Below are 24,952 nucleotides of genomic sequence, written 5' to 3'. Positions count from 1 at the left end.
TTTCTTAACTGACTGGCATTAGCCTATAAGGGTGCTTTTTTTTATGCTTAATTCAAGATTCTTCATGAAAATCATAAACAACAATAAGGGATTAGAATATGAATAATGTAGTGAAAAACGGTTTCAAAAAAACCTGTCTGGCACTGGTATGTTCCATGTCATTATTCATGACTGCGTGTAATGACGATGACAATGATTCGTTCCGACCATAAGAAAGGGTATTTTTAAGTCAACAGTCTTATGATGAGGATACCTTGCCTGAAGCATCGGATATTCAAGTCATACGCTATAATATGCCAAACGTAAATGGTGAACGGGCTGAAGCGACAGCCATGGTATTTTATCCAAATACGCCTCAACCTCAAGACGGATGGAGGGTGGTGGTTTGGGAACATGGCACGGTGGGTAGCGGTGATTCTTGTGCACCAAGTAATAACCAGCTGAATAATAATTTTAGAGGATTGGCCAGCAGCTTGCTTGCACAGGGATATGTGATTGTTGCACCCGATTATGAAGGATTAGGTACTCGGGGGATCCATCCTTATTTAAATTTAAAAAGTGCGGCACAATCGGCTATCTATGCAGTAAGAGCCTTTAAAGAACAACAAGGAAATCGATTTAATGGTGCTTGGGTTTCAGTGGGACAATCCCAGGGAGGACACGCATCACTTGCAACAGCCCAGTTTGCCGATGAAGATCCAAATTATAAGGCGGCAGTTGCAGCAGCTCCGGCCTCAAGTCTGGGCTATATTATCAGTGAAGTAGCACCGCAAGCGCTTAGTGCTTTGGTTGAGGCTGGACAAGATAATGCTGCGAAAGCGGTCTATGCAGAATTATTGGCATATGCGGCTTATGTGGCTGTAGGGATTAAAGCTTATGAACCAGGCTTTAACTATCGCAATATATTTTCAAGCCGTGCAGCGATTGTGGCTGAAAAGGCAGAAGGTACGACTGGAGAAAATGGACTTTGTTTAGGGCCACTGATTACTGAATATATGCAAGATATTGATGATTATCTGGTGAATAATCCGGAAAAAACAGTCGTGGACTATCCGGGATTAGTAGAAAACTTCCAGAATAATTCGTCGGTTGAAAAGTTCCTTGAGAATAATCAGCCTGCAACTGAAAAAATTAATGTTCCTGTGATGATCATTCAAGGTACTGCAGATATGGCTGTTCCGTATCCAGTAACAAATACTTTACAACAGGGCTTGAAAGATATGGGAACCACAGTGAATTTTGTAGAGGTAGAGAATGCTTCACATACCGAGGCCATTGTACAAAGCAGAACCCAGCTGCTGACCTTTATTAATACCTATATGCCTTCAGGTATTTCTGTCAATCCTTAATCCTAAAAGGAGCTTCGGCTCCTTTTTATTCCTTGTGATGCTAGGCCTTGAGCAATCATTTAAGTTTGTTATAGTGGCTTAAGATTATAGGTTATCAGTATAGGCTCGTTATGTCGGAACAGACCAAACCCCGCAGTATCAAAAAACTGCTTATCTTTGGAACCTTGGCTTTGTGTGTTCCAATTTTTTTGGTGACCATGGCATTTTTAGCTGTTAATAGTGATGCAAAAAATCAGGAAAAATATAAACAGCAACAAGCTGACATGATTGCCCGGATTGAAGCACGCGAAGCGGCTGAAAAATCAAAGGTAGAGCAGGAGACTCAAGCAACTCAAGCTGCTTCCGAAGCTGAAACAAATTCCTCTCATTAAACTATTTATCTCAAATCTCTTTGAAGCTGTCGGATCGTTGGAATTTCAGTGTAGCGGATGACTGTGTAGCCGGCAGCAATCAGCATCGCATCGCGTTCTGCATCTTCCTGTTCCTTGCCAATATGGGTGGGGTCATCCAATTCTATAATCGCCACTACATTATATTCCCGGTCCATCACCACAAAATCGGTCACTTTACGGTTGAACTTGCTGCGCATTTTCATATTGTCATGTGTGATCAAAGCACTAAATGCGACCTGTGCCAGAATGTGATGATGCGGAAAAGCATCTTTCAGGCGAGTAAACATCTTGCTTTCGAAAGCTGTAATGACACGCTTGGGATAGAATTTCGTCTGGCGGGTAAACAGATGGGGGAAGAGCAGGCAAATTAAGGCAAAGCTTGCCAGACAGCCAATCACAAAGAATATAAACTGACTCAAATCAAATACGGATCATAAAAGAGAAAAGAATAAAAAAACCCACTTCGCAATGAGTGGGTTTTTCAGAATCTTGGCTCTCCCACCTGGGCTCGAACCAGGGACCTGCGGATTAACAGTCCGTCGCTCTACCGACTGAGCTATGGGAGAATAGATTGGCTCTCCAACCTGGGCTCGAACCAGGGACCTGCGGATTAACAGTCCGTCGCTCTACCGACTGAGCTATTGGAGAATCTGAAAGCGATTATAGAGAGATTTAAAAAGGGGTCAAGGCACTTTTATAAAAAAGCTGAAAAAACTGAATCAAGTGTTTTAAAAATAATCAAAAATGATTGTAGTTCAAAATGTTATGTTTATGTAACCTAGATTAAAGGTAGAGGGGAAGCGTGATTATTCTCTGCCATGGTTGCGAATCGCTAACACTACAAACAAGACACATATAGATATTTAATCCCAAAAAGACAGATATAAAAAAACCCACTTCATAATGAGTGGGTTTTTTCAGAATCTTGGCTCTCCCACCTGGGCTCGAACCAGGGACCTGCGGATTAACAGTCCGTCGCTCTACCGACTGAGCTATGGGAGAATAGATTGGCTCTCCAACCTGGGCTCGAACCAGGGACCTGCGGATTAACAGTCCGTCGCTCTACCGACTGAGCTATTGGAGAATCTGATGCGCATTTTAGGCAGGAAAACAAAGACCGTCAATCAATTCCTGTAAAGAAATGAATCATTTGCTTTTTTAATATGCACCTCAGGCCCAAAAATAAAAAAATCACCCATAAAGGGTGATTTTTTTAAGCTGGAAATAAAAAATTATTTCTCAACACCAGCAGGTTGACCTGCATATTTCGCATTTGCGTAGTCCCAGTTCACCAGGCTTTCTAGGAAAGTAGAGATGTATTTAGGACGAGCGTTACGGTAGTCGATGTAGTAAGCATGTTCCCAAACGTCGATTGTCAACACAGCAATTTTACCGTGCGCCATTGGAGTGTCAGCATTTGAAGTTTTAAGGATAGACAGGTTACCGTTTACTTCGTCAGCAACTAACCAAGCCCAACCTGAACCGAACTGAGTTGCAGCAGCAGTTGCGAACTCTTCAGCGAATTTTTCATAAGAACCGAAAGCTTCGTCAATTTTTGCAGCCAAAGCGTCAGTTGCTTTACCGCCACCGTTTTTAGTCAAGCAGTTCCAGTAGAATGTGTGGTTCCATACTTGCGCAGCGTTGTTAAATACACCTGCTTTAGATGAATCACCAGCAGTTGCTTTGATGATTTCTTCTAGAGTTTTGCCTTCAAGCTCAGTACCAGCGATCAGGTTGTTCAGGTTAACCACATAAGTATTGTGGTGTTTGTCGTGATGGTATTCTAAAGTTTCTTTGCTGATGTGTGGAGCAAGAGCGTCGTAGTCGTATGGTAATGGTGGTAAAGTAATGGTTGTCATGTTTTCAATTCCTTGCATTTTGCTGGGTTTTGACAATAAGTGGCGTTATTGTAATAGATTCTTAGGCAAAAATGGGCACTGTGTATAAATAACAATACAGAATAAAGCCTGAAAATTTAAAGATAAAGCCACCAATGTACTTGCCAATCGAAATTAAATCGGATTGTTTAATTCGAAATAACTATACTCAATATTAAATTGTTCTGAAATAGCTTTAGCCAGACGTTGTACACCATATTTTTCAGTGGCGTGGTGGCCGCAGGCATAATAATGCACATCCAGTTCCTGAGCATCATAAAAAGTACGTTCACTGACTTCGCCAGAAATATAAGCATCACAGTCTTGTGCCGCCGCTTTATGAATATAATCCTGCGCACCCCCAGTACAGAAACCGACTTTTTGAATCAGGCTTTTTTCGGCAGGTAAATGCAACGCATCATAGCCAAGTCTTTCTGATACATAGGCCTTGAATCCTTCTGGCGTCATGGCCTGTTTTAAATAACCAATATTCCCAATTGGACGGCGCTCACTCGGATCAAGCTGTTCTAGGTTTTCCAGTTCCAGCAGGTCTGCAATCGCAATATTATTTCCCAGAGTTGGATGGCTGTCTAAAGGCAGGTGATAGCCAACAAGCGAAATATCATTTTGGATCAGGCTTTTAATCCGTTTACCACGCATCCCGGTAATCGGGTAGGCTTCACCTTTCCAGAAATAACCATGATGTACCAGTAACAAATCAGCACCTTGTTCAATCGCAGCTTCGATCGCAGTTTGGGAGGCAGTAACCGCACATAAAATTTTATTGACTTCAGCGCGGCCTTCGATCTGTAAGCCATTCGGTGCATAGTCCTTAAATTCGGAAGATGCCAAAGTCTGATCGCACCAGCGGATAATATCGTTTAAATTCGCCATAAAATTCCTGTCAGTTGATGAACTTGCCAATTCTTATCTATATGTCCAATTGTAACTAAAGCAGCACAAATCTCTGTGGATTTTTTTGTGTTTAGTTATGTATTTGGCATTACAATAGGATACAAATTACTTAGTCATCAACGAATTAAAATATTTTAGAGGATAGCAAAGTGCGCCGCACCTTTACATGGTTACCTTGGGTGTTACTGATTTTAGTCATTATCGGTTTTTTGGGGTGGCAGCAGCTGCAGAAACCTAAATCACCGATTGCGCCGGATGGCGTAAAAATGCCTGCTGAAAAAGTAGAACCGTTGATTGATACTTCGCGTTCTGGAGGCGTTGTCTCCTATAGTGCTGCCGTGAAAGTCGCAGCACCTGCGGTGGTGAATATCTTTACCACACAAAAAGTAAAACAGCAGGCGCACCCTTTATTGACAGATCCAGTCTTCCGTGAATTTTTCGGTGATCAGTTACCAGACCAGTTTGGTCAAAGTCCAAATGAAAACAGTTTGGGTTCAGGGGTAATTGTACGTCCTGATGGTTATATCCTGACCAATAACCACGTGATTGCACAGGCAGACCAGATTGTAGTGGCTTTACATGATGGACGCCGTGCTGAAGCCAAGGTCGTGGGTACAGACCCGGATACGGATTTGGCTGTAATCAAAATCGAACTTGAACAATTACCAGTTCTGCCATTCAAGCTGAGTGGCAATGAAGTCGGTGATGTTGTTCTGGCAATTGGTAACCCGTTTGGTGTCGGTCAAACCGTGACTCAGGGGATTATTTCTGCAACAGGCCGTTCTGATCTGGGCATCAATACCTATGAAGACTTTATTCAGACAGATGCTGCGATTAACCCGGGCAACTCGGGTGGTGCATTGATTGATGTCGCCGGTAACCTGATTGGGGTCAATACAGCAATCTTCTCCCAAACAGGTGGCTCACTGGGGATTGGTTTTGCGATTCCAGCTAAAATCTGTCAACAGGTCATGAATGCAATCCTGAAAGATGGCCGTGTCGTTCGTGGCTGGCTGGGTATCAGTCTGTTGCCGACAGAACGTAATGATGTGCTGCAACCTAAGGAATCAGGTGTAGTGGTCGCTGAAGTGCTGGAAAATGGACCTGCAGCAAAAGCTGGCATCCAGCGTGGTGATAAAATCATCAAGGTGAATAATGAAGTGATTACTTCTGCCTCACATCTGATTAATTTTGTGGCTTTACAGGCACCAAACAGTACCGTTCAGATTGAAGTAGAGCGCGCTGGAAAAACCATGACACTGGATGTGGTGATTAGTGAACGTAAAACGCAAAGTAGTTCTTCACAATATATTCCTTTACCAGGCCAGTAATTTTTTTCTTAAGAAAAATCCCTCCATGTGAGGGATTTTTTATGCACGATTTATTTAATTAGATACAAAACGAAAATATTTTATGTGAATTAAATCATTTAACTTCATTGAATAAAAATCAAAAAGAGTAAAGAAAAATGAGTTTTATGACTGCAGATCAGGCCAAAATTTTATCGAACGTGGCTAATTTAAATATTGAAATGTACAAGTCACGTTTGGCTCAACTGATTGAAGACAATGCCCGACTAGGCAATACCGCTGTGCTAACGGTATTTCCCAAACATTTACCCTTGGAAGAAATTCGGGGTCTTTCGGCAGAGCTGACTGAGCTCGGTTATAACGTGCGTTTTGAGGTACAGGAATTTTATTATAGCTTTAATGTCTACTGGCTATAATTTTATTAATTGTTCAAGAATACTTCTATTCAGGCATATATCTTGCTGCATTCAACTCATAGTTAAAATATGAGAGTGATATGTCTTTATCTATTCATCTTGCAGCACAGGCAGATGCACCTTATGTGGTGCTTTCACCCGGACTGGGCGGGCATGCCAGTTTCTGGAATCCTCAAATTAGAGTTTTACAGCAGCATTTTCATGTAGTCACTTATGATCAGGAAGGCTGTCATTCAGATTCTGAACTCTTGCCCATGCCTTATTCGATCGACCATATGGCCTGCCAGATTCTGGATTTATTGATCAATGATGGTATTCGAGAGTTTCATTTTATCGGGCATGCATTGGGCGGACATATCGGCATGCAACTAGCGACCTATCAGGCTGAAAGAAAGTTTAAGCTGCTCAGTCTGACCATGTTAAATGCTTGGGGAGAGCTGGATGCTCATACTCAGAAATGTTTCGAGGCACGAACTTCCTTATTGGTGAATAGCGGGGCAGAGGCTTATGTGAAAGCACAGGCTTTATTTCTTTATCCGCCGTACTGGATCTCAACCCATATTGATCAGTTAACCGAAGCAGAAAATAAGCAGTTATTAGACTTTTCACCGATCCAAAATGTTCTGGCACGCCTACAAGCCGTGCAGGCTTTTAAACTAAACGAAGAGCATCAGCAAGCATTAAAAGATGTTCCTATACATCTGATTGCCAATCAGGATGATTTTCTGGTGCCTTATCAACGGTCACAGCAATTACAACAATGCTTGCCGCATAGTCATCTCAGTTTGCTTGATACAGGTGCACATGCTTCCACCGTGACCGAGACAGATCAGGTGAATCAACTGATCCTTTCATTCCTGATTTCCCCTTAGTCTGCAGTTTTTAAAAAGCCAGACCTCGTGTCTGGTTTTTTATTTTTTCTAATCAATCATTTTGTAGCGTTAGTATGGTTTTTACTTCGAATTGATGCATGAACTGCAAATGCACAAATTGCTACGAGTGCACTTGAATGAAACAGTATGTGCAAAATTGACTCATAGGTAAAAATGAATATTTTACTAAAAATTCAAAAAATAAAATATTAAGTAATTAATAATTATAAATTAAATATAGTTGGCACACGCTTTGCAATGTTTATCTTGTAAATAAAATTCCCGAAGTGGAATCAGAATTTTGAATAAGTGTTAAAAATAATGAGGTGTAAAAATGAAAATAGGTGTCTTCTGTCCAATCGGAAATAATGGCTGGTTACTCTCTGAAAATGCACCGCAGTACATGCCGACTTTTGAGTTAAACAAACAAATCGTACAGCGCGCTGAGCACTATGGTTTCGATTTCGCACTCTCCATGATCAAGCTGCGTGGCTTTGGCGGCAAGACTGAATTCTGGGAACATAACCTGGAAACTTTCACCCTGATGGCAGGTCTTGCAGCCGTCACCAGCAAAATTAAAATTTTCGCAACTGCTGCAACACTAGTAATGCCACCAGCAATTGTTGCGCGTATGGCATCGACGATTGATTCGATTTCGAATGGCCGTTTCGGTCTGAATGTGGTGACCGGCTGGCAGCCACCTGAATATACCCAAATGGGCATGTGGCCAGGTAATGACTATTTTGGCAAACGCTATGAATATCTGTCTGAGTATGTACAGATTCTGCGTGAACTTTGGGCGACTGGTAAATCAGACTTTAAAGGCGAACATTTCCAGATGGAAGACTGCCATGTCAGCCCACGTCCACAAGCGGATATGAAAATTATCTGTGCCGGTCAATCCGATGCAGGTCTGGAATTTTCTGCGCAATATGCCGATTACAACTTTGTATTTGGTAAAGGGCTAAATACACCAAAGGCTTATGCAGAAATTAATGATCGCTTAAAAGAAAAAACGGATGTGACGGGTCGTGATGTACAGACTTATGTGCTGTTTATGGTGATCGCAGCTGAGACCGATGAGGAGGCTCAAGCAAAATGGCAGCACTATAACGATGGCGCAGATATGGAAGCGATTAACTGGTTGATGAATCAGGGCGGTAAAGATACTACTTCCGGTGCAGATACCAATATCCGTCAAATGGCTTCGAGTGTATCTCCAGTGAATATCAATATGGGTACGCTGGTGGGTTCTTATGAAAATGTGGCACGAATGTTGGATGAAATTGGCGAGATCAAGGGTACCGAAGGTGTGCTACTGACTTTTGATGATTTTATTCAAGGGGTTGAAGATTTCGGTCAGAAAATCCAGCCATTAATGAAATGCCGTGACCATATTGTCATTGAAGATGCAGCATCAGTTCTGGAGAAAAGCGCATGAGTAAATCAGTCGTAACAGCCGGTTTTACTGAAAAACTCGGCACAGGAAAAACCCTTAAAGCTGAACCCGAAGCGATCTGTCTTGCACCAGAGCAAACAGCCTTGATTGTGATTGATATGCAGAATGCTTATACCTCGCAAGGCGGCTATCTGGATCTGGCGGGCTTTGATGTCTCAAAGACCAAGCCAGTAGTGGAAAATATTAAAAAGGCTGTTGATGCTGCACATGCAGCTGGTATTCAGGTGATTTATTTCAAAAATGGCTGGGATGCGGAATATAAGGAAGCGGGCGGTACGGATTCTCCGAATTTCCATAAATCCAATGCCTTAAAAACCATGCGTAAACGTCCTGAATTACAGGGGAAATTGCTGGCTAAAGGCGGTTGGGATTTTGAGCTGATTGATGAGTTAAAGCCACTGCCACAAGACCTGGTGATCGAAAAGCCACGTTATAGCGGTTTCTTTAATACCGCGCTGGACAGCATGTTACGTGTGCGTGGTATTCGTAATCTGGTCTTTGTCGGGATTGCCACCAACGTTTGTGTGGAATCGACGCTACGTGATGGCTTCTTCCTAGAGTATTTCGGTGTCGCACTTGCTGATGCCTGCCATCAGGCAGGTCCAGTCGAAGCGCATGAAGCCAGTCTGTATAACATCAAAACCTTCTTTGGCTGGGTGTCAGATACTGCAAATTTTGTCGAGACCTTTCAAAAAGAAAGTGAGTCACTAAAAGAAACTAAATTAGCTGTAAGTGCATAAAGAATTAAAGATCAGGATTAAGGAAAAAATAGTATGCCTAAAGAAATTATTATTCCAGCAGGAACATCGAAACTATTAGCACCGTATGTACCGGCAACCAAGGCAGACAATATTGTGTATGTATCCGGTACATTGGCTTTTGACGAAAATAATAATGTGGTGCATGTCGGTGATGCCGCAGCACAGACCCGTCATATTCTGGAAACCATCAAGCGTGTGATTGAGGAAGCCGGTGGCAGCATGGATGACGTAACGTTTAACCATGTCTTTGTCAAAGACTGGGCAGATTATGCTGCGATTAATGCAGTTTATGCAGAGTATTTCCCGGGAGATAAGCCGGCACGGTATTGCGTACAGACAGGTTTGGTCAAACCTGATGCGCTGGTCGAAATTGCTTCGATTGCCCATATATAAGCCGATCCACCTGATTCAATCTCATTACTAGATGCCCCAGTGAATATTGACTTGGGGTCGGGAGAACAGCATGAATGCCAAACTATCTAAAATCATCATAGAGACAGTTGCAGAAAATAATGCATTAAATAAGGTTTTGGCGACTAACGCACCAGGTGACATCTTTACCCAGGTCGATCAGCAGATTTTCCGTCAGGGCATGTCCAATCTGGGTGCTGCGGTGAATGTGATTACCACGCAAGGCGATGCAGGAATGGCTGGATTTACGGCTTCGGCCGTATGTAGCGTGACGGATACACCACCAACGTTGCTGGTGTGCCTGAACCGTTCTGCGTCAGTCTATGAAACCTTTAAAAAGAATCAGGTGTTGTGTGTGAATACTCTGGCATCACATCAACAACATCTTTCCAATCTGTTTGGTGGAAAAACACCAATGGCAGAGCGTTTCAGTCAGGGGAACTGGAAAACTTTGGTGACCCAGTCACCTGTACTTGAGGATGCCTTAGTCAGTTTTGACTGCGAGGTGGTCCAATGTTTATCCGTAGGCAGTCATGACGTGCTGTTCTGTGAGGTGAAAGCCATGTGCCAGAGTCAAGGCAATGCGCTGATGTACTTCAACCGTTCTTACTGTGAGCCACACAAAATGTGCTAATTCAATTCAATCCTAATCAAGGAGGGGAAGCCGATGCAAGAAAAAGAAACGTGGTTTCCAAAATTTAAGTCTTACCAAGGCAATCTCGATACCACACCCGTGCAAACAGATGAATATCTGCCTGCTGGAAAAAGTATTATTCTCGGGTTACAGCATGTGTTTGCCATGTTTGGTGCAACCGTGCTGGCACCCTTACTAATGGGGTTTGATCCCAATCTCACGATTTTCATTACCGGGATTGGCACCATTTTATTTTTCCTGATCACGGGCGGCCGATTGCCAAGTTATCTGGGATCCAGCTTTGCCTTTATTGGTGCGGTAGTCGCAGTGACGGGTTATTCTGGGGTTGGAGCGAATCCTAATATCGGACTGGCCCTTGGCGGCACCATTGCTTGCGGTATTGTCTATGCCTTGATTGGGCTGCTGGTGATGAAAACCGGTACCAACTGGATTGAAAAACTGATGCCACCTGTAGTGACAGGCGTGATCGTGATGATCATCGGTTTGAACCTGGCTCCAGTCGCGATTAAAAGCGTTTCAGCGAACCAGTTTGATTCCTGGATGGCATTAATCACGATTATCTGTATCAGTGTGATTGCTGTGTTTACCCGAGGAATGGTACGCCGTCTGCTGCTGTTATTAGGCTTATTATCTTCCTACCTGATTTATTTCCTTTTCACGAATGTGATGGGCTTCGGACCTGCGATTGATTTTACCAAGGTCAGTGAAGCAGCATGGTTTGGTTTGCCAAATTTCCAGAGTCCGGTCTTTGAAATGAATGCCATGCTGATGATTGCACCAGTGGCGATTATTTTAGTGGCAGAAAATCTGGGGCACTTTAAGGCAGTCTCTGCTATGACCGATAAAAACCTGTCTCCATACATGGGTCGTGGTTTCTTTGCTGATGGTGTTTGTACTTCATTGTCAGCTTCTGTCGGTGGTACAGGCATGACCACTTATGCCGAAAATATCGGTGTAATGGCAGTCACCAAAGTTTATGCAACGACTGTATTTGTCTTTGCTGGTATCTTCGCTATTTTGCTCGGACTTTCACCTAAATTCGGTGCAGTGATCAGTACCATTCCAGTGGCCTTGTTGGGTGGTGCATCGATTGTCGTATTTGGTCTGATTACTGTGGCTGGTGCGAAAATCTGGGTAGATAACCGTGTTGATTTCACCAAGAACAGTACGCTGATTATTGGTGCAGTCTGTCTGATCATGGGCACAGGCAACTATAGCTTGCAGATTGGTGGTTTTGATCTGGGTGGTATTGGTACCGCAACTTTAGCTGCAATTCTATTGAATCTATTCCTGAACCGTGGTGAAGATAAAGAATTGCCAGCATCTGAACCAACTAAAACCGTAACTGAAGTTGAGGCTAAGCCAGTCGCTTAAAATGAGGAGCATTTTTTGAGTCATACAATTGCATTTTTAGGACTCGGGGCAATGGGCTGGCATATGGCCTCCCATCTGCCAAAACTTGGACATCAGGTTTGGGTCTGGAATCGAACTGAACAGAAAGCTATAGCGCATGCTGAAACTTTTGCAACACAGGCGGTGAGTATTGAGCAGGCAGTTCAGGCAGATTTTATCTTTTCCTGTTTGCCGACCAGTCAGGATGTGGAAGCATTAATTGCAGCCTATCCACCCAAACAAGGTGCAATCTGGATTGACTGTACCAGTGGGGTGCCAGAATCTGCAGAGAAACTGGCGAAGTTATTGGAACAACAAGGGTGTTTTTATCTGGATGCACCGGTTTCTGGCCAAACCATTGGAGCGGAACGCGGTACTTTAACTGTTATGGTCGGAGGCAATGAACAAGCCTTTGAACAAGCCAAACCGATTATTGAAGCCTTTGCTGGTCTGATTGAATATGTGGGAGAAAGTGGTTCTGGTTTTGCGGTAAAAGCCGTGAATAATACCCTAATGGCGACTCACTTGTGGGCCCTGGCTGAAGGGCTGACTGTACTGAAAGGACAGGGAGTTGATTTAAGCAGTGCACTAAACTGTATTAATCATTCTAGCGGTAAAAGCAGCATGTCGGAAAATATCATGGCGCAGCGTGTACTGAGCCGTGAGTTTCACAAGACCTTTGCGCTGGATTTATTGCAGAAAGATATTGGTATTGCCTTGGAACTGGTGCAGCAACAGCAACTGGATTTAACGGTGATGTCTTTGGTTCAGCAGGAGTTTCAGCAGATTTCCAAGCCACAGGCCAGCCAGCTGGATTTCTCCGCGGCGGTGCAAGGCTTGGAGCAACGTACTCAAATTGAATTAAGAGGATAATCTTTTCAAACAATATTAAAGACAGTGTTAAAGACGTTATAGCTATAGATATATCAGTTTAAAATTTAAAAAGCCGGGAATTTTAATTCCCGGCTTTATTATTGATAAGCCAGTTAAATAGCCTAGGCAGTTCTTAATTCTGCTGATTTGTCTGATATTCCTGAATCACTTCAAGCGCTGCACGGAAGGCTTCCTGAGTAGCAGGGGCACCGCAGTAAGGCAGGCTATGGAGTAGCACTTCCTGAATTTCTTCTACTGTTGCCCCATTATTCAAAGCGCCACGAACATGGCCTTTCAATTCAGTCGGGCTTTTTTGCGCAGTCAGAAAAGCAATGGTAATTAAAGAACGGTATTTACGTGGTAAAACCCCTTCACGTTGCCAGGTCGAACCCCAAGCATGTTCATTAATCCAGTCCTGTAAAGGTTGGGTAAAAGGAACTGTATTGTCTTGAGCGCGCTTTACAAAGCTTGCACCCATCACTTCAGTACGGACTTTCAAGCCATTTTCATAATCTTGTTGTGACATCATTGACCCTCAATTTTATTATGGGTCCTAGCTTAACGTTTTATGCCGTAAATACCATCGTGCAATAGTCGTAAAAAAGTGGCTGAATAGCCACTTGAGATATCCAAAGTGAAGTCAAGAAATAACCTCACTTTGGAAAGCAAGATCCGATTTAGATAAGAGATCTATCAAGGACTGGTTGAATGTGAAGGTGCACTTTGAACTGAAGTATCGGTACCTGTTGCATCTGCTTTTGAAATATGAGGATTTTCCAGCTCCAATACTTCCTGTAAATGCAGATCGAAGACATCGGTCAACATACTGTCATAACGACGCGCATTATAGTGCAGTAACTTATTCGCTTCTTCTTCATTAATAAAGCCTTGTTCATGCGCATCAGCCACATGATCAGCAAAACTGAGTCCTTTAAATTGACCTTTGTTTTCGGCTTTCTTAAAGCGATCCCAAAGCTGCTCAATTTCCAGTAACATGGTGAAGGTTGATTCCATACGACCATTCACATCATCTTCCGCTGTGCTATAGAAAACATGCTTTTTCAGTACCTTCCGGAAAGTGTTATCTTCCATCATGACATTTGCGACTTCCTGTTTAAGTCGGTCAGATGGTTTCGCGACAGGGCGGCCAAATGGGAAACAGATGAGTTTGACCATGCCAGCAGCAACCCCGACCGGGAAATTGGCAAACAGGTCATAAAATGCTTCCTGAGCTGTATATAAAGATTTCTCAATTGCCAATTGTGCATGCAGACGTTCAGCTTCGGTTTTTTTGCTATGTTCAAAGAATTTCAGGATTGCCGTCGCAATGAACAGATGGGCATGGATATCAGCCAGACGGCCAGAAAGCATTTCCTTGCGTTTAATATCACCGGCAAGTAAACCCAGACACATATCTGCAGTCAGGGCAAAGTTAGCACTGAGCCGGTTAATAATCTTGTAATAAGGACGGGTAAAATCAACCGCACTTTGTGGCGCAGCACTTGAACCCCCGCTAAAAGCATAGGCAAAAGAGCGGGCAGTCCGGTTAAAGGTATAACCCAGATGTTTAAACAACATAGTATCGAATGGATTCAGAGCGGCTTTCGGGTCTTCAGCTTGCAGAAGCTGTAATTCTTCATACAGATAAGGATGGCAACGCATCGAACCTTGACCAAAGATCATTAATGAACGGCTCAGAATATTGGCGCCTTCAACTGTAATCGATACTGGAATGGCCTGATAGTTGAGAGCCAGGAAGTTACGAGGCCCCATCTGAATCGCACGACCACCCACGACATCCATACCATGGTTAACAATTTTACGCATGGTCTCCGTGGCGTAGTATTTGGCAATCGCGGTCATGACTGCCGGTTTACCACCTTGATTCAGACCACAAGTCACTAAATAGCGGAATGCTTCCAGCATATAGGCATCACTGGCAATTTCACTATTGGCTTCCTGAACCCCTTCAAATTTACCCACCGAAATCTTGAATTGCTGACGGATTCGCGAGAATGCGCTGACATTCAGATAAGTCATTTCAGCACTGGAGGTAGACAAAGCCGGTAGGGAGATACCACGACCAACCGCTAGACATTCCATCAGCATACGCCAGCCTTTACCGGCATTTTTCACGCCACCAATGATCCAGTCTAAAGGAATAAATACATCCTTACCTTCAACAGTACCATTCATAAAAGGTGAGCCAGGATTATGACGTGGACCGACTTTTACTCCTTCATGATTGGCCGGTAGCAAGGCACAAGTAATCCCATAATCCGTTTTATCACCGAGTAGATGATCGGGATCATACATTTTAAAAGCCAGTCCAACTACAGTGGCTATCGGTGCCAAAGTAATCCAGCGTTTGGAGAAATTCATTCTCAATCCCAAGACTTCCTGACCTTCAAACTGTCCATAACACACGACACCAGTATCTGGAATCGCACCGGCATCTGAACCGGCCTCAGGACTGGTCAGACCAAAACATGGGATTTCTTCACCTTTGGCCAGACCGGGTAAATAACGATCTTTCTGTTCATCAGTACCGTAATGCAGCAGTAGCTCACCCGGCCCGAGAGAGTTAGGCACCATACAGCTCACAGCAGCAGTGAGAGAGCGTGAAGAAATTTTGCTCATCACCCGGCTTTGAGCAAAGGAACTAAAGGCACGACCGCCGTATTCTTTGGGAATAATTAGTCCCAAGAAACCATTATCCTTAATATATTGCCAGATATGTTCAGGCAGCATTTTCTTCTCATGAATTTCCCATTCATCCAGCATGCTACACAGCGTTTCGACTTCGTTATCCAAGAATGCCTGTTCCTCAATGGAAAGTTTTGGATAAGGATAGCTATTAAAGGTTTCCCAGTTCGGTGCACCCATAAAGAGTTCTTTTTCCCACCAGCTGGTACCAGAATCCAAAGCTTCACGTTCTGTCGGGCTAATGCTTGGCATGGCATCCGCTAAAGCCTTATAGGCTGGCCTGGAAATGAAAGATATACGCAAAGGTTCGATCATGACGACCAGACTGATCAGGATCAGGGGAATACCCAGAATCAGTGACCAAGGACTGATAAAGGCACAAACCACTGACATGACAATCAGGGTAATTGCACCAGGGGTACGGGAGAGTTGAAAAAAGAAAATCGCCCATAAACTGGCAATGAGAAGAAGTACGGCGAAAATAAATAGCATTGTTATATTTCTCCAGGGTCATACAATTGTGATGCTGCTGATCTCCCTAAGGTGTCTTCTTAAGACTTGATCAATTTTTTTTACATCGCTTAAGCAACTGGCAAATTCACAATTGTTCTTGTGAGAACGATCGTTATTAAATATTTCAACGATATATTGAAGTGTTTTATCTGTTTTTGAGATTGTTTGAAAAATGCGCAGTCTTCAAGTGAGAACACGCAAAGAAATGTGAAGATAAGTAATAACTTAATCTCTAAGAGAGGGTAGGTGAAATAATTAAAAAGTGAACAAATATAAATTTAGTTAGGCATAAAAAAGCCCTCTACTTGAGAGGGCTTTGATCTAAGTCATTTTAAGCTTCAATCGCCTGTACAGCGATTTTTTTTGCAGGATCAACTTTACGGCGTACTTCCGGAACCGGTTCACCATAGTATTGACGATCTGCAAAGTAACTTGAACGTACCATCGGTGCTGACCAGATATTCTTAAAGCCAAGCTTACGGCCATGTTCTGCATAACGTTCGAATTCTTCTGGCGTTACAAAACGGTCGATTGGGGCATGCTGTTTAGATGGCTGTAGATACTGGCCAATCGTTACATAATCCACGTCATGCGCTTTCAGGTCGTCTAACAGAGCGAGAACTTCTTCTTCAGTTTCACCAATACCCACCATCAAACCACATTTGGTTGGAATTTCTGGGCAATAATCTTTAAACATTTTCAACAGATTTAAAGAGTGCTGATAATCAGAACCTGGACGCATGGCTTTATACAGACGTGGCACAGTTTCGATGTTGTGGTTAAACACGTCTGGTGGACATTCAGTCATGATGCGTAAAGCGATGTCCATACGACCACGGAAATCAGGTACCAGAATTTCCAGCAAAGTCTTTGGGCTCAAAGCACGGGCTTCTTTAATACAATCTACAAAATGCTGTGCACCACCATCCAGCAGGTCATCACGGTCAACTGAAGTGATGACTGCATATTTCAGACCCAGGTTGGCAATCGTTTCTGCCATATGACGCGGCTCGTCTGGATCGAGTGCATTTGGGCGACCATGTGCTACATCACAGAACGGACAGCGACGCGTACAAATATCACCCATAATCATAAAGGTTGCTGTACCCCCACCAAAACATTCAGGCAGGTTCGGACAGGCGGCTTCTTCACATACGGTATGCAGTTTTTGCTGACGAAGTGTAGTTTTAATACGCTGAACTTCCTCGGGAGCGGCCATTTTCACGCGGATCCAGTCCGGCTTACGTGGCGTTTCAACCGTAGGAACAACTTTTACAGGAATACGGGCGACCTTTTCTGCGCCGCGAAGTTTGATACCCTGTTCAGGTTTACGGTTTTCAGACATATATAACTTTTCCACTGTTTTGAAGGAGGGAGATAAATCAAAGTTAACACTTTTTTAATTATAACGAAACTCGGGTGAAATAGGGCGAAATGGATTATTCATTTAAAAAATGTTCTTATCACACAATATATGTAAGTTAAATACACCAAATTGGCAGCAATTACGTCATAATATAGCGTAGATTAAAGCAAAATTTTTTAATTTTAAGGAGCGTTGAATGCCACGTAAAAAAGAGGTCGTTAGTGGGACTTTCGTTAAGTACGATGCGGTAGTTCTAGGTTCAGGCCCTGCGGGCGAAGGCGCGGCAATGAAACTTGCCAAATCTGGTAAGCGTGTTGCAATTGTGGATATGCGTGAACAGCTGGGTGGTAACTGTACTCACGTAGGTACGATTCCAAGTAAGGCATTGCGTCAAACGGTATCCAGCATTATCCGTTATCAACGTGATCCAATGTTTCAAAAAGTAGGTGAATGGAAACAATTCACCATGAAACAAGTACTGCGCAATGCACATAAAGTGATTCAGCAGCAAGTGGATACTCACTCACGTTTTTATGACCGTAACAAGATTGATATCTATCATGGTCGTGCTTATATTCAAGACGAAAATACGATCTTTGTATTCACACCAGATGGCATAAAAGAAACCATTATGTTCCAGCAACTGGTGATTGCGACTGGTTCGCGTCCATATCGTCCAGAGATTCTGGATTTCAATCATCCACGTGTATTTGATTCAGACAAAATTCTGGATCTGGATTTCTCGATCCAAAAAATCATTATTTATGGTGCAGGTGTGATTGGCTGTGAATATGCATCGATCTTTATTGGTCTGGGACATAAGGTTGACCTGATTAATACCCAACCAAAACTGCTGAGCTATTTGGATGATGAAATCTCTGATGCGCTGTCTTATCACTTACGTGAACAGGGTGTATTGATCCGTCATAATGAACAGATCGACTTCCTTGAAACTTCTGATGATTATGTGGTTCTGCATACACAAAGCGGCAAGAAAATTAAGGCAGATGCGATTCTGTGGTGTAATGGCCGTTCGGGGAATACTGACGGTTTAGGCCTTGAAAATATTGGATTGAAACCAAACAGCCGCGGTCAATTAACCGTGAATGAGCAGTATCAGACTGAAGTCGAAAATATCTATGCTGCAGGTGACGTGATTGGCTGGCCATCATTGGCTTCTGCTGCCTATGACCAAGGTCGTTGCGCAGGTGCCAACATGAGCGGTGAACAAGACGTTGCACCGGTGACTGATATTCCGACTGGTATTTATACCATTCCGGAAATTTCTTCGATCGGTAAAACTGAGCAGCAGTTGACTGAAGAAAAAATCCCGTATGAAGTGGGTCAGGCTTCTTTCCGTCATCTGGCGCGTGCACAGATTACTGGTGATACGGTTGGTGAATTAAAAATCCTGTTCCACCGCGATACGCTGGAAGTTCTGGGTGTGCATTGCTTTGGTAATAATGCATCAGAGATTATCCATATTGGTCAGGCAGTCATGAACAGCCCGAACAATACGATCAAGTATTTTGTGGAAACTACATTCAACTATCCAACGATGGCAGAAGCTTATCGTGTGGCAACATTGAATGGTATGAACCGTTTATTCTAATTTGATTTATTCAGGTTAGATCAAAAACCCGCAAGTTCGATTTGCGGGTTTTTTATTTTATAGATTGAAAAAGTTCAATCTGGTCAGTAAGTCTAGTGATTAAGCTGCCATTTTGCGGCATTCTTCAGCACAGCGACGGCAAGCTTCGGCACATTGCTGGCAATGATCATCCTCATGATGGCCACATTCTTCTACACAATAATCGCAAGCTTTAGCACATAGCTCGCAAATCTCTTTGATAAATGGAGATTGCTTTTGTTGCATGCGGGCGCAGAGCTGACACAGATCAGCACAGTCCAGACAGCGCTGGATACATTCCCGCATCATTTCTAAATGTTCTTCTTTCAGGCAGGCACTGGCACAGTTAGTACAGGCCAGAGAGCAGGTCATACATGCGCGAACACAATCTGAAAACTGAATCTCGTTCATTTTCTTCTCCTTTTTGCAGCTATAGCAATGGCTTGTTTTTTTAATACGCTAAGCAGAAAAGGAAAAATACACTAGGCAGTTTGAGTGAGAAAAAGTAATCCGATTGCCGATTTTGTTAAAAGCTGTATTTTTAAAAAATTTAATTTAAAACCTCTATCCTGATATTCCCAAAATAGGATGACTAAAAATTTAAAAATAAAACCATTGAGGCGGTCATTCCTCAATGGCGGAAAATCTACATGATGAGTCGTTATTGTTGAAGGCTTAAATGACCTTTCTCTTTATTATATTTTTATGGTGATTAAAATGGACGACTACCTGCCAGGCTGATACGTTTTAATAAACGGCGCTGATCAGCAGGGAAAGGACGGCGTGAATGTAGAGTAACCTGATTGTCCCAGAATACGATATCGCCTGCTTCCCAATTGTGCTCATAAGCGAATTCAGGTTTTAAGACATGCTCACGTAATTTTGCAATCAGTTCACTACCTGCCTGATCGTCATAATTCACTAATTCAACTTCAGTATGGGTATTTAACCAAAGTGCTTTACGGCCAGATTCAGGATGGGTGCGTACCAGTGGGTGCGGATAGGCATGACCTAAAATTGGCTGATCTTTAAAGCGATATTTTGGTATATTTCCCGCATACGTATTACCACCTTTATTGCTCTGGAAGCGTACAAATGGATTATAGGTAATGAGTTGTAACTGATCGATTTGTGCTTTGGTTTCTTCATCTAATGCTTCATAAGCCTTGATGGTATTAATCCAGGACGTCTGGCCACCGTCTTTTGGCAGTTCAATGGCATAAAGTAAAGAGCCAAAAGATGGTAGCGGTGTCCACTGGTGATCGGCATGCGGGGCAAGTTCACCATGGCCGGTGTAATCCCCTTGACCGACTGCATTGGAAACTGGTACGACATCAGGTGGAGTGCCGGTATCTGTTTTAGAAGCCAGTACTGGCGTGTCAGCATCTGGACGGAAGATTGAACCGAAATAGGTGGCAAATGCCAGATACTGTAGATCATCCAGACTTTGATTTTTAAAGATCAGGATCAAATGTTCAGCCAGAGCCTGCTTCAGACGCAGGATGGTTTCGCCAGATTGGGCTTTGCGGGCATCGAGGCCATAAACCACTGCGCCTAGGGCTTGATCTGCCTGCGGGACAATTTTGATTTCATCAGTATTCTGGAACTGATCTTGCTGATGCCAGCGTGGTGCATCGTGAATGGCTTGTGAAAGTTGGGTCAAACTTGTCATTGGAAAGTCTCTGAATTTTCTTGTTGCAGAAAATCTAAAAAAATCCAGAGCAAAAATAAAATCAAAAGAATTTCTAAACTTATGAAAAACTTAATAAAAATATCTAAATGATTGATTTGTTATCTTTTAATTAAAATGGCAAAACAAAGTCCTAAAGCTGCTGAAAAATGTCAAATAATTGACAATTAATGTGCACAAAACGCCTGATTAAAGTACTCAAACAGTTCTGGAGTCTGGCTCCAGAGCCATAAAGAAATAGAGAGGAGAAGTACCATCGCTACCGCAATGGAAAGCTTGAGCAGAAAGGTCGAATCAGTCATGTACGATTTGCTCCTCATTTACCCATAAGTGCACCAGTACGCCAAAAATACTTAAGGCAATCGACAACATCCATACCGCATTATAGTTACCACTCATGTCATGGTTTACACCACCGAGCCAGCCGCCAAAGAATGAACCGACCTGATGGGTAAAGAATACAATCCCGCTGAGCATAGTTAGATATTTCACGCCAAACATATTGGCAACAATACCGTTGGTCAGTGGTACGGTGGAAAGCCATAATAATCCCATGATGACACCAAACGCATAGACCGTCCAGGTGCTTAAAGGCAGCATCAAAAAGGCGATAATCGCAATCCCGCGCAGACCGTATAAGCCCATTAGCAGACGTGGTTTGGAATACTTTCCACCGAGCCAGCCAGCCGTATAGGTACCGACAACATTAAACAGGCCCACCAGCGCCAGGAAAATGGTGCCAGTTGTAGCATTGAATCCATGATCAATCAGATAACCCGGCAGGTGAATCCCGATAAAGACCACCTGAAAGCCACAGACAAAAAAGCCCATCGCCAGAAACCAGAACGGCTTATGGTTTTTGACTATCACTAAAATCTGTTTAAAGCTGAGAGATACCTTATTCGGCGTAGATACAGTATTTGGATCGACATACATCGGGGCTTTTAGCATCCAGGCCAAAGGTACAATCAAAGCGATTAAAATTGCGCTGACGACAAGTGCTGCTGACCAGCCGACATTCTGTAAAAGTAATAGCGTTGAAGGCAGCATAATAAACTGGCCGAAGGAGCCTGCTGCACTGGCAATCCCCATTGCCAGACTGCGTTTTTCAGGTGGTGCAGCTCGTCCAACCGCAGACAATAAAACCGGGAAAGAGGTGGCAGACAAGGCCAGACCTAAAATCAGTCCGACGCTGAGATTCAATAATAATCCGGTTGAACTGACAGCCATCAATAACAGGCCAAGCGCATATAAAGCACCGCCAATGGCAACGACAATCTTGCTGCCATATTTATCAGCGAAGGCACCAGTAATGGGCTGAACAGCACCCCAGATCAGGTTTTGCATGGCAATGGCTAAACTAAAGACATTATGACCCCAGCCAAATTCTTCACTCATTGGCACCAGATACAGGCCAAATGCATGACGAATCCCCAAAGATAAAGCCAGAATAATGGCAGCGCCAATCAGCATAAAAATCAGGGTTCTGGAAAATTGACTGTCAGCCATAAGTCATTCATGCATATAAAGTTGATAGGTATAGTATTCGATTCAACCTAGAGAGGCGATAAAATAAAAATTAATCAAACGATAAATTTTTTTTATAGCTGTATATAACGTCAGAAAACAGAACAACGGCCGTAGCCGTTGTTCTGAAGTATTCAGTTTTTTTAATGAAAGAATTAATTGATTAGAAACGCATCCCGAATCCGGCATAGGCCAGAATTGGATTAACTTCAATATCGGCTTTGGAGCGAATCAGTTCACCTAGATTTGCATCTGTTACCGTAATCGTGGTGTCATTTTTCAGATGAGCATAAGATACAGAACCTACCGCGAACCAGGTATCATTAAAGTCATAAGTGAAGCCGACAGTCGCGACAGGAGCAAAGGCATCAGACGCTTCCAGATCTACTGTAGGATTGGCATTGCTCGGTTTACCTTCCAGTGAAGCTCCGGCATTGCCTTCTTTGATATTGGCAATCATATGACCGGCTGCAATCAAATCCTGTTCAGTACGCGGGTTAATCTCCAATTCATTAAAGTAAGCGTACATTACCCCTAAGCCGACATAAGGGCGAAACTTATTAACTCCGGTTTTTCCAAAATGATATTGTAATTCAAAGGCAGGCGTCCAAGCACGTGCTGACGCTGCAGGACCATGAGCTTCTAAATCAGTAATAAAAATATCATTTTGCAGATCGATATTCAGGAATTCTAAAGGCAAACTACCGATTTGAGGTGTAGCGATCGCAGCGAAAGGAGCATAAATTTTTCCTTTGCCCTGTAAGTCCACTTTGGGTGGAATGCCGGCTTTCATTTCAAGTGATACGTGATCGGTAAAAAAGTAATTACTTAAAATCCCAAGGGTAGTGACATCATCTGCTTCCAGACCTGTGCCTGGATTATTCCACTCCTCCAACCCTTGAATTCGTGAACTACCGCTGAGTCCACTACCTAATTCACCACCGGTAAAAAAACCCAGAAATTCTAATGCTGCTGCAAGACCCTCTTGGTCAACATTAGAATTCAAGTTATTCAATACGGTATCGACTTGAATAGCACCATTTCTGGCAACTTCACCATTTTTTACAGCAGTATTAACTTGAAAGGGCTGAGCTTTTCCTTGTGGCATGACATGCAGTGCACCGACTGAAACGGAAAATCGTTTAAAGCCATCGCCATCCTGTAGGCTGAAATATGGGGATTCTGCATGTGCAAGCAGGGGTAATGTGGCTAGACCTGCCATGCATACCATGATTGTCTTCATTGTTCAGAGGACTCCTTGTCCGTGCTAGTTATTTGTTTTTCTATTGAACAATTTAGTTAAATCTCACCAATTTACACAGTTACAGAATGAGTAGTGAAAAGTTAACAGAAAGTAAAAAATGCCAAAGTTTGTATAAATTGTATTAATAAAATATATATTTATGTAAAAATTATTATGAATAGTGAAGATAAATAGGATATTAATTTTTATAAAATTTTCAGTTTTATCGAAGTAATAGAATAATAAGTGGGTAACATTTTTCTCATTAATCTAAGTTTTAAATAATGATTTAAGCTTTCTATCCTGGACGTGATTTGTACAAGAAATCAGGAAATTTTCTGCTTTAAACTCACTAGAAAAAGCTTGAATAAATTTAGCTAACCGATGGTACACAGCAGATAGAGTTTTTTTGTACAATAGCCGCATAAATTATTGAGTATTGCGCATGAGCTCCCAAAATTCTCCCAAGAAAAAGCCACTGGTTAATTTACCGTTTCCATTAAAACAGGCAGAACAATCTGCTTCAGATGAAGTTCTGGAAGATCTGCGACCTAAACCGCAGCGTTATGCTGATCGGACCTGGATGCCACCTCGTGGTACACGCCGTTCAATGGGCAAACGTTAATAAATAAAAAAGCCATGAAGTTCATGGCTTTTTTATGAGTAAAATTTGAGATTTTCTTAGCGAACTGTTTTACGCGCCTTATTTTCAGGTTTTGGCGGGGCAATCTCACGATCGCCTTTCCAGACATCAATAAAGTCTTTTTCATTGATATTATAAAGTTCCAGTAGCGCCAGAATCACAGCACCAAACAGCATGGAACCTTCAGAATTGTTCTGGAAATCAAAAATCTTGCCATTCAGGTTATGCAGAATATCTTCAATCTCGAATACACGATCACGACCATTGCTGTCAACCGGATAAATCTGAGTATTGAGCAGAATCTTGGCCAGACTCTTTTCATTATCGGTCAGTGCCAGAACATCAATCAGCTCATCTGTCGCCGGAGTAAAAATCACTGAATCCCGGAAGATGGTATGCAGGAATTGCGACGTAATTTTCGGAAGCGCTTTTTCTACAAAAGGCCGGAAAGATTGCGGAAAAATGACATTGTGGGAAATGCCTTTGAACATAGGAGCAATTTCTTCAACTTTATAGCCTGCAATGCCACAACCAACCGAAGTAATAAAATATTTAATTTTAGGATGGTTCTTGGTGTAAATCTTGAAGTCATCAATATAGTGCTGGATCTGTGAGAGAGGCATCTGTTGCAAATGCTCATTCATAGTCGGAATGGCATAACTTTGACCTGCCCAGCCACGACCAACCCCCATGACCGCCCCAAAATGCTCATAAGCTGTTCGAGCTGCGCCTCCGGCATGTTGTCCAGCCAAGTTGCTTCCGAAAACAAATACCGTATTTTCTGGCAGAGATTTAACAATACTTTCATCGTGATAATGGTAAGTCATGGCTTTTTTATTCGATGTCCTGATTAGCTTCATGTTGCCTTTGAACGCTATAAGGGTCAAGGTGAAATTGATCTTTATTACATCATCAGATAAGGCAGAACTTTATACAAAAATTTTGGCTAAAT

At 42.8% G+C, this 24,952-nt stretch carries 24 protein-coding genes, 4 tRNA genes and 1 pseudogene; 13 read left to right on the top strand and 16 right to left on the bottom strand.

The window, feature by feature from the left end:
- Positions 1-98: 98 nt before the first annotated feature.
- Both G5T77_RS08000 and G5T77_RS07995 read left to right on the top strand, forming a co-directional pair.
- A pseudogene (locus tag G5T77_RS08000) lies at positions 99-1,349 on the top strand (prolyl oligopeptidase family serine peptidase).
- 110 nt (positions 1,350-1,459) lie between these two features.
- Positions 1,460-1,720: a hypothetical protein gene (locus G5T77_RS07995; RefSeq protein WP_166137104.1), complete on the top strand. Its 261-nt coding sequence runs from the start codon at positions 1,460-1,462 to the stop codon at positions 1,718-1,720.
- Positions 1,721-1,725: 5 nt separating this feature from the next.
- Here the strand turns inward: G5T77_RS07995 and G5T77_RS07990 are convergent, their stop codons facing one another.
- From G5T77_RS07990 to G5T77_RS07960, 7 genes are all read right to left on the bottom strand, one after another.
- Positions 1,726-2,160, bottom strand: coding sequence for a DUF2726 domain-containing protein (locus G5T77_RS07990; RefSeq protein WP_166137107.1), 435 nt, complete (start codon positions 2,158-2,160; stop codon positions 1,726-1,728).
- Between the two features lie 71 nt (positions 2,161-2,231).
- Positions 2,232-2,307: transfer RNA gene (locus G5T77_RS07985), tRNA-Asn, on the bottom strand.
- A gap of 6 nt (positions 2,308-2,313) precedes the next feature.
- A tRNA-Asn gene (locus tag G5T77_RS07980) sits at positions 2,314-2,389 on the bottom strand.
- Positions 2,390-2,667: 278 nt separating this feature from the next.
- Positions 2,668-2,743: transfer RNA gene (locus tag G5T77_RS07975), tRNA-Asn, on the bottom strand.
- Positions 2,744-2,749: 6 nt separating this feature from the next.
- A tRNA-Asn gene (locus tag G5T77_RS07970) sits at positions 2,750-2,825 on the bottom strand.
- A 148-nt stretch (positions 2,826-2,973) separates the two neighbouring features.
- On the bottom strand, positions 2,974-3,600 hold the full coding sequence (locus tag G5T77_RS07965) for a superoxide dismutase (RefSeq protein ID WP_166137110.1): 627 nt from the start codon (positions 3,598-3,600) through the stop codon (positions 2,974-2,976).
- 153 nt (positions 3,601-3,753) lie between these two features.
- The gene (locus G5T77_RS07960; protein WP_034170060.1) at positions 3,754-4,512 is read right to left on the bottom strand and encodes a Nif3-like dinuclear metal center hexameric protein; all 759 of its coding nucleotides are present in this window, start codon (positions 4,510-4,512) and stop codon (positions 3,754-3,756) included.
- A gap of 170 nt (positions 4,513-4,682) precedes the next feature.
- Here G5T77_RS07960 and G5T77_RS07955 point away from each other — a divergent pair, with 170 nt between their 5' ends.
- The 9 genes from G5T77_RS07955 to G5T77_RS07915 all read left to right on the top strand — a co-directional run bounded on the left by G5T77_RS07955 (position 4,683) and on the right by G5T77_RS07915 (position 12,682).
- Entirely contained in the window at positions 4,683-5,864 is a 1,182-nt protein-coding gene (locus G5T77_RS07955; protein WP_004782756.1) for a trypsin-like peptidase domain-containing protein, read from the top strand.
- Between the two features lie 137 nt (positions 5,865-6,001).
- The gene (locus G5T77_RS07950) at positions 6,002-6,259 is read left to right on the top strand and encodes a hypothetical protein (RefSeq protein WP_166137113.1); all 258 of its coding nucleotides are present in this window, start codon (positions 6,002-6,004) and stop codon (positions 6,257-6,259) included.
- 80 nt (positions 6,260-6,339) lie between these two features.
- Complete coding sequence (gene rutD, locus G5T77_RS07945; protein ID WP_166137116.1) at positions 6,340-7,131, top strand: pyrimidine utilization protein D; 792 nt, start codon at positions 6,340-6,342, stop codon at positions 7,129-7,131.
- Positions 7,132-7,465: 334 nt separating this feature from the next.
- Entirely contained in the window at positions 7,466-8,572 is a 1,107-nt protein-coding gene (gene rutA, locus G5T77_RS07940; RefSeq protein ID WP_166137118.1) for a pyrimidine utilization protein A, read from the top strand.
- A complete protein-coding gene (gene rutB, locus G5T77_RS07935; RefSeq protein WP_166137121.1) occupies positions 8,569-9,330 on the top strand; it encodes a pyrimidine utilization protein B in 762 nt (253 codons plus the stop codon). The genes rutA and rutB overlap by 4 nt, the downstream gene beginning before the upstream one ends.
- Before the next feature lie 33 nt (positions 9,331-9,363).
- A complete protein-coding gene (rutC, locus tag G5T77_RS07930; RefSeq protein WP_166137124.1) occupies positions 9,364-9,744 on the top strand; it encodes a pyrimidine utilization protein C in 381 nt (126 codons plus the stop codon).
- Between the two features lie 70 nt (positions 9,745-9,814).
- Positions 9,815-10,396, top strand: a complete 582-nt coding sequence (gene rutF / locus G5T77_RS07925; RefSeq protein WP_166137127.1) for an NADH-dependent FMN reductase RutF — start codon at positions 9,815-9,817, stop codon at positions 10,394-10,396.
- Positions 10,397-10,429: 33 nt separating this feature from the next.
- The gene (gene rutG / locus G5T77_RS07920) at positions 10,430-11,791 is read left to right on the top strand and encodes a pyrimidine utilization transport protein G (protein ID WP_166137130.1); all 1,362 of its coding nucleotides are present in this window, start codon (positions 10,430-10,432) and stop codon (positions 11,789-11,791) included.
- Between the two features lie 15 nt (positions 11,792-11,806).
- Complete coding sequence (locus G5T77_RS07915) at positions 11,807-12,682, top strand: NAD(P)-dependent oxidoreductase (protein WP_166137133.1); 876 nt, start codon at positions 11,807-11,809, stop codon at positions 12,680-12,682.
- 133 nt (positions 12,683-12,815) lie between these two features.
- Here G5T77_RS07915 and G5T77_RS07910 read toward each other — a convergent pair whose 3' ends face one another.
- The 3 genes from G5T77_RS07910 to lipA form a co-directional block, all read right to left on the bottom strand.
- A complete protein-coding gene (locus G5T77_RS07910) occupies positions 12,816-13,208 on the bottom strand; it encodes a carboxymuconolactone decarboxylase family protein (protein WP_166137136.1) in 393 nt (130 codons plus the stop codon).
- 167 nt (positions 13,209-13,375) lie between these two features.
- Positions 13,376-15,880 (bottom strand): acyl-CoA dehydrogenase, encoded by a 2,505-nt coding sequence (locus G5T77_RS07905; protein WP_166137139.1) that lies wholly within the window; start codon positions 15,878-15,880, stop codon positions 13,376-13,378.
- A gap of 352 nt (positions 15,881-16,232) precedes the next feature.
- Positions 16,233-17,246 (bottom strand): lipoyl synthase, encoded by a 1,014-nt coding sequence (lipA, locus tag G5T77_RS07900; protein WP_004782741.1) that lies wholly within the window; start codon positions 17,244-17,246, stop codon positions 16,233-16,235.
- A gap of 217 nt (positions 17,247-17,463) precedes the next feature.
- Between lipA and sthA the strand changes: the two genes are divergently transcribed.
- Entirely contained in the window at positions 17,464-18,879 is a 1,416-nt protein-coding gene (gene sthA / locus G5T77_RS07895) for a Si-specific NAD(P)(+) transhydrogenase (protein ID WP_005234884.1), read from the top strand.
- 99 nt (positions 18,880-18,978) lie between these two features.
- Here sthA and G5T77_RS07890 read toward each other — a convergent pair whose 3' ends face one another.
- The 5 genes from G5T77_RS07890 to G5T77_RS07875 all read right to left on the bottom strand — a co-directional run bounded on the left by G5T77_RS07890 (position 18,979) and on the right by G5T77_RS07875 (position 23,357).
- Positions 18,979-19,308, bottom strand: coding sequence for a four-helix bundle copper-binding protein (locus G5T77_RS07890; RefSeq protein ID WP_004782738.1), 330 nt, complete (start codon positions 19,306-19,308; stop codon positions 18,979-18,981).
- A 301-nt stretch (positions 19,309-19,609) separates the two neighbouring features.
- A complete protein-coding gene (locus G5T77_RS07885) occupies positions 19,610-20,569 on the bottom strand; it encodes a TauD/TfdA family dioxygenase (protein ID WP_166137142.1) in 960 nt (319 codons plus the stop codon).
- A gap of 185 nt (positions 20,570-20,754) precedes the next feature.
- Entirely contained in the window at positions 20,755-20,889 is a 135-nt protein-coding gene (locus G5T77_RS17375) for a hypothetical protein (RefSeq protein ID WP_277343749.1), read from the bottom strand.
- Positions 20,882-22,096: an MFS transporter gene (locus G5T77_RS07880; RefSeq protein ID WP_166137145.1), complete on the bottom strand. Its 1,215-nt coding sequence runs from the start codon at positions 22,094-22,096 to the stop codon at positions 20,882-20,884. The genes G5T77_RS17375 and G5T77_RS07880 overlap by 8 nt, the downstream gene beginning before the upstream one ends.
- Positions 22,097-22,277: 181 nt before the next feature.
- Positions 22,278-23,357 (bottom strand): OmpW family protein, encoded by a 1,080-nt coding sequence (locus G5T77_RS07875; RefSeq protein ID WP_166137148.1) that lies wholly within the window; start codon positions 23,355-23,357, stop codon positions 22,278-22,280.
- Between the two features lie 445 nt (positions 23,358-23,802).
- On the opposite strand from G5T77_RS07875, the gene G5T77_RS07870 reads away from it, so the two are divergent.
- The gene (locus G5T77_RS07870; RefSeq protein ID WP_004782731.1) at positions 23,803-23,982 is read left to right on the top strand and encodes a hypothetical protein; all 180 of its coding nucleotides are present in this window, start codon (positions 23,803-23,805) and stop codon (positions 23,980-23,982) included.
- Between the two features lie 56 nt (positions 23,983-24,038).
- On the opposite strand, the gene G5T77_RS07865 is transcribed toward G5T77_RS07870, so the two are convergent.
- Positions 24,039-24,827 carry a hypothetical protein gene (locus G5T77_RS07865; protein WP_034580895.1) on the bottom strand — a complete coding sequence of 263 codons (789 nt, stop codon included), beginning with the start codon at positions 24,825-24,827 and terminating at the stop codon, positions 24,039-24,041.
- Positions 24,828-24,952: the final 125 nt, after the last annotated feature.

This window comes from Acinetobacter sp. GFQ9D191M, assembly GCF_011174875.1.
GTDB lineage: Bacteria > Pseudomonadota > Gammaproteobacteria > Pseudomonadales > Moraxellaceae > Acinetobacter.
This window is presented reverse-complemented; position numbering and strand designations above follow the sequence as displayed.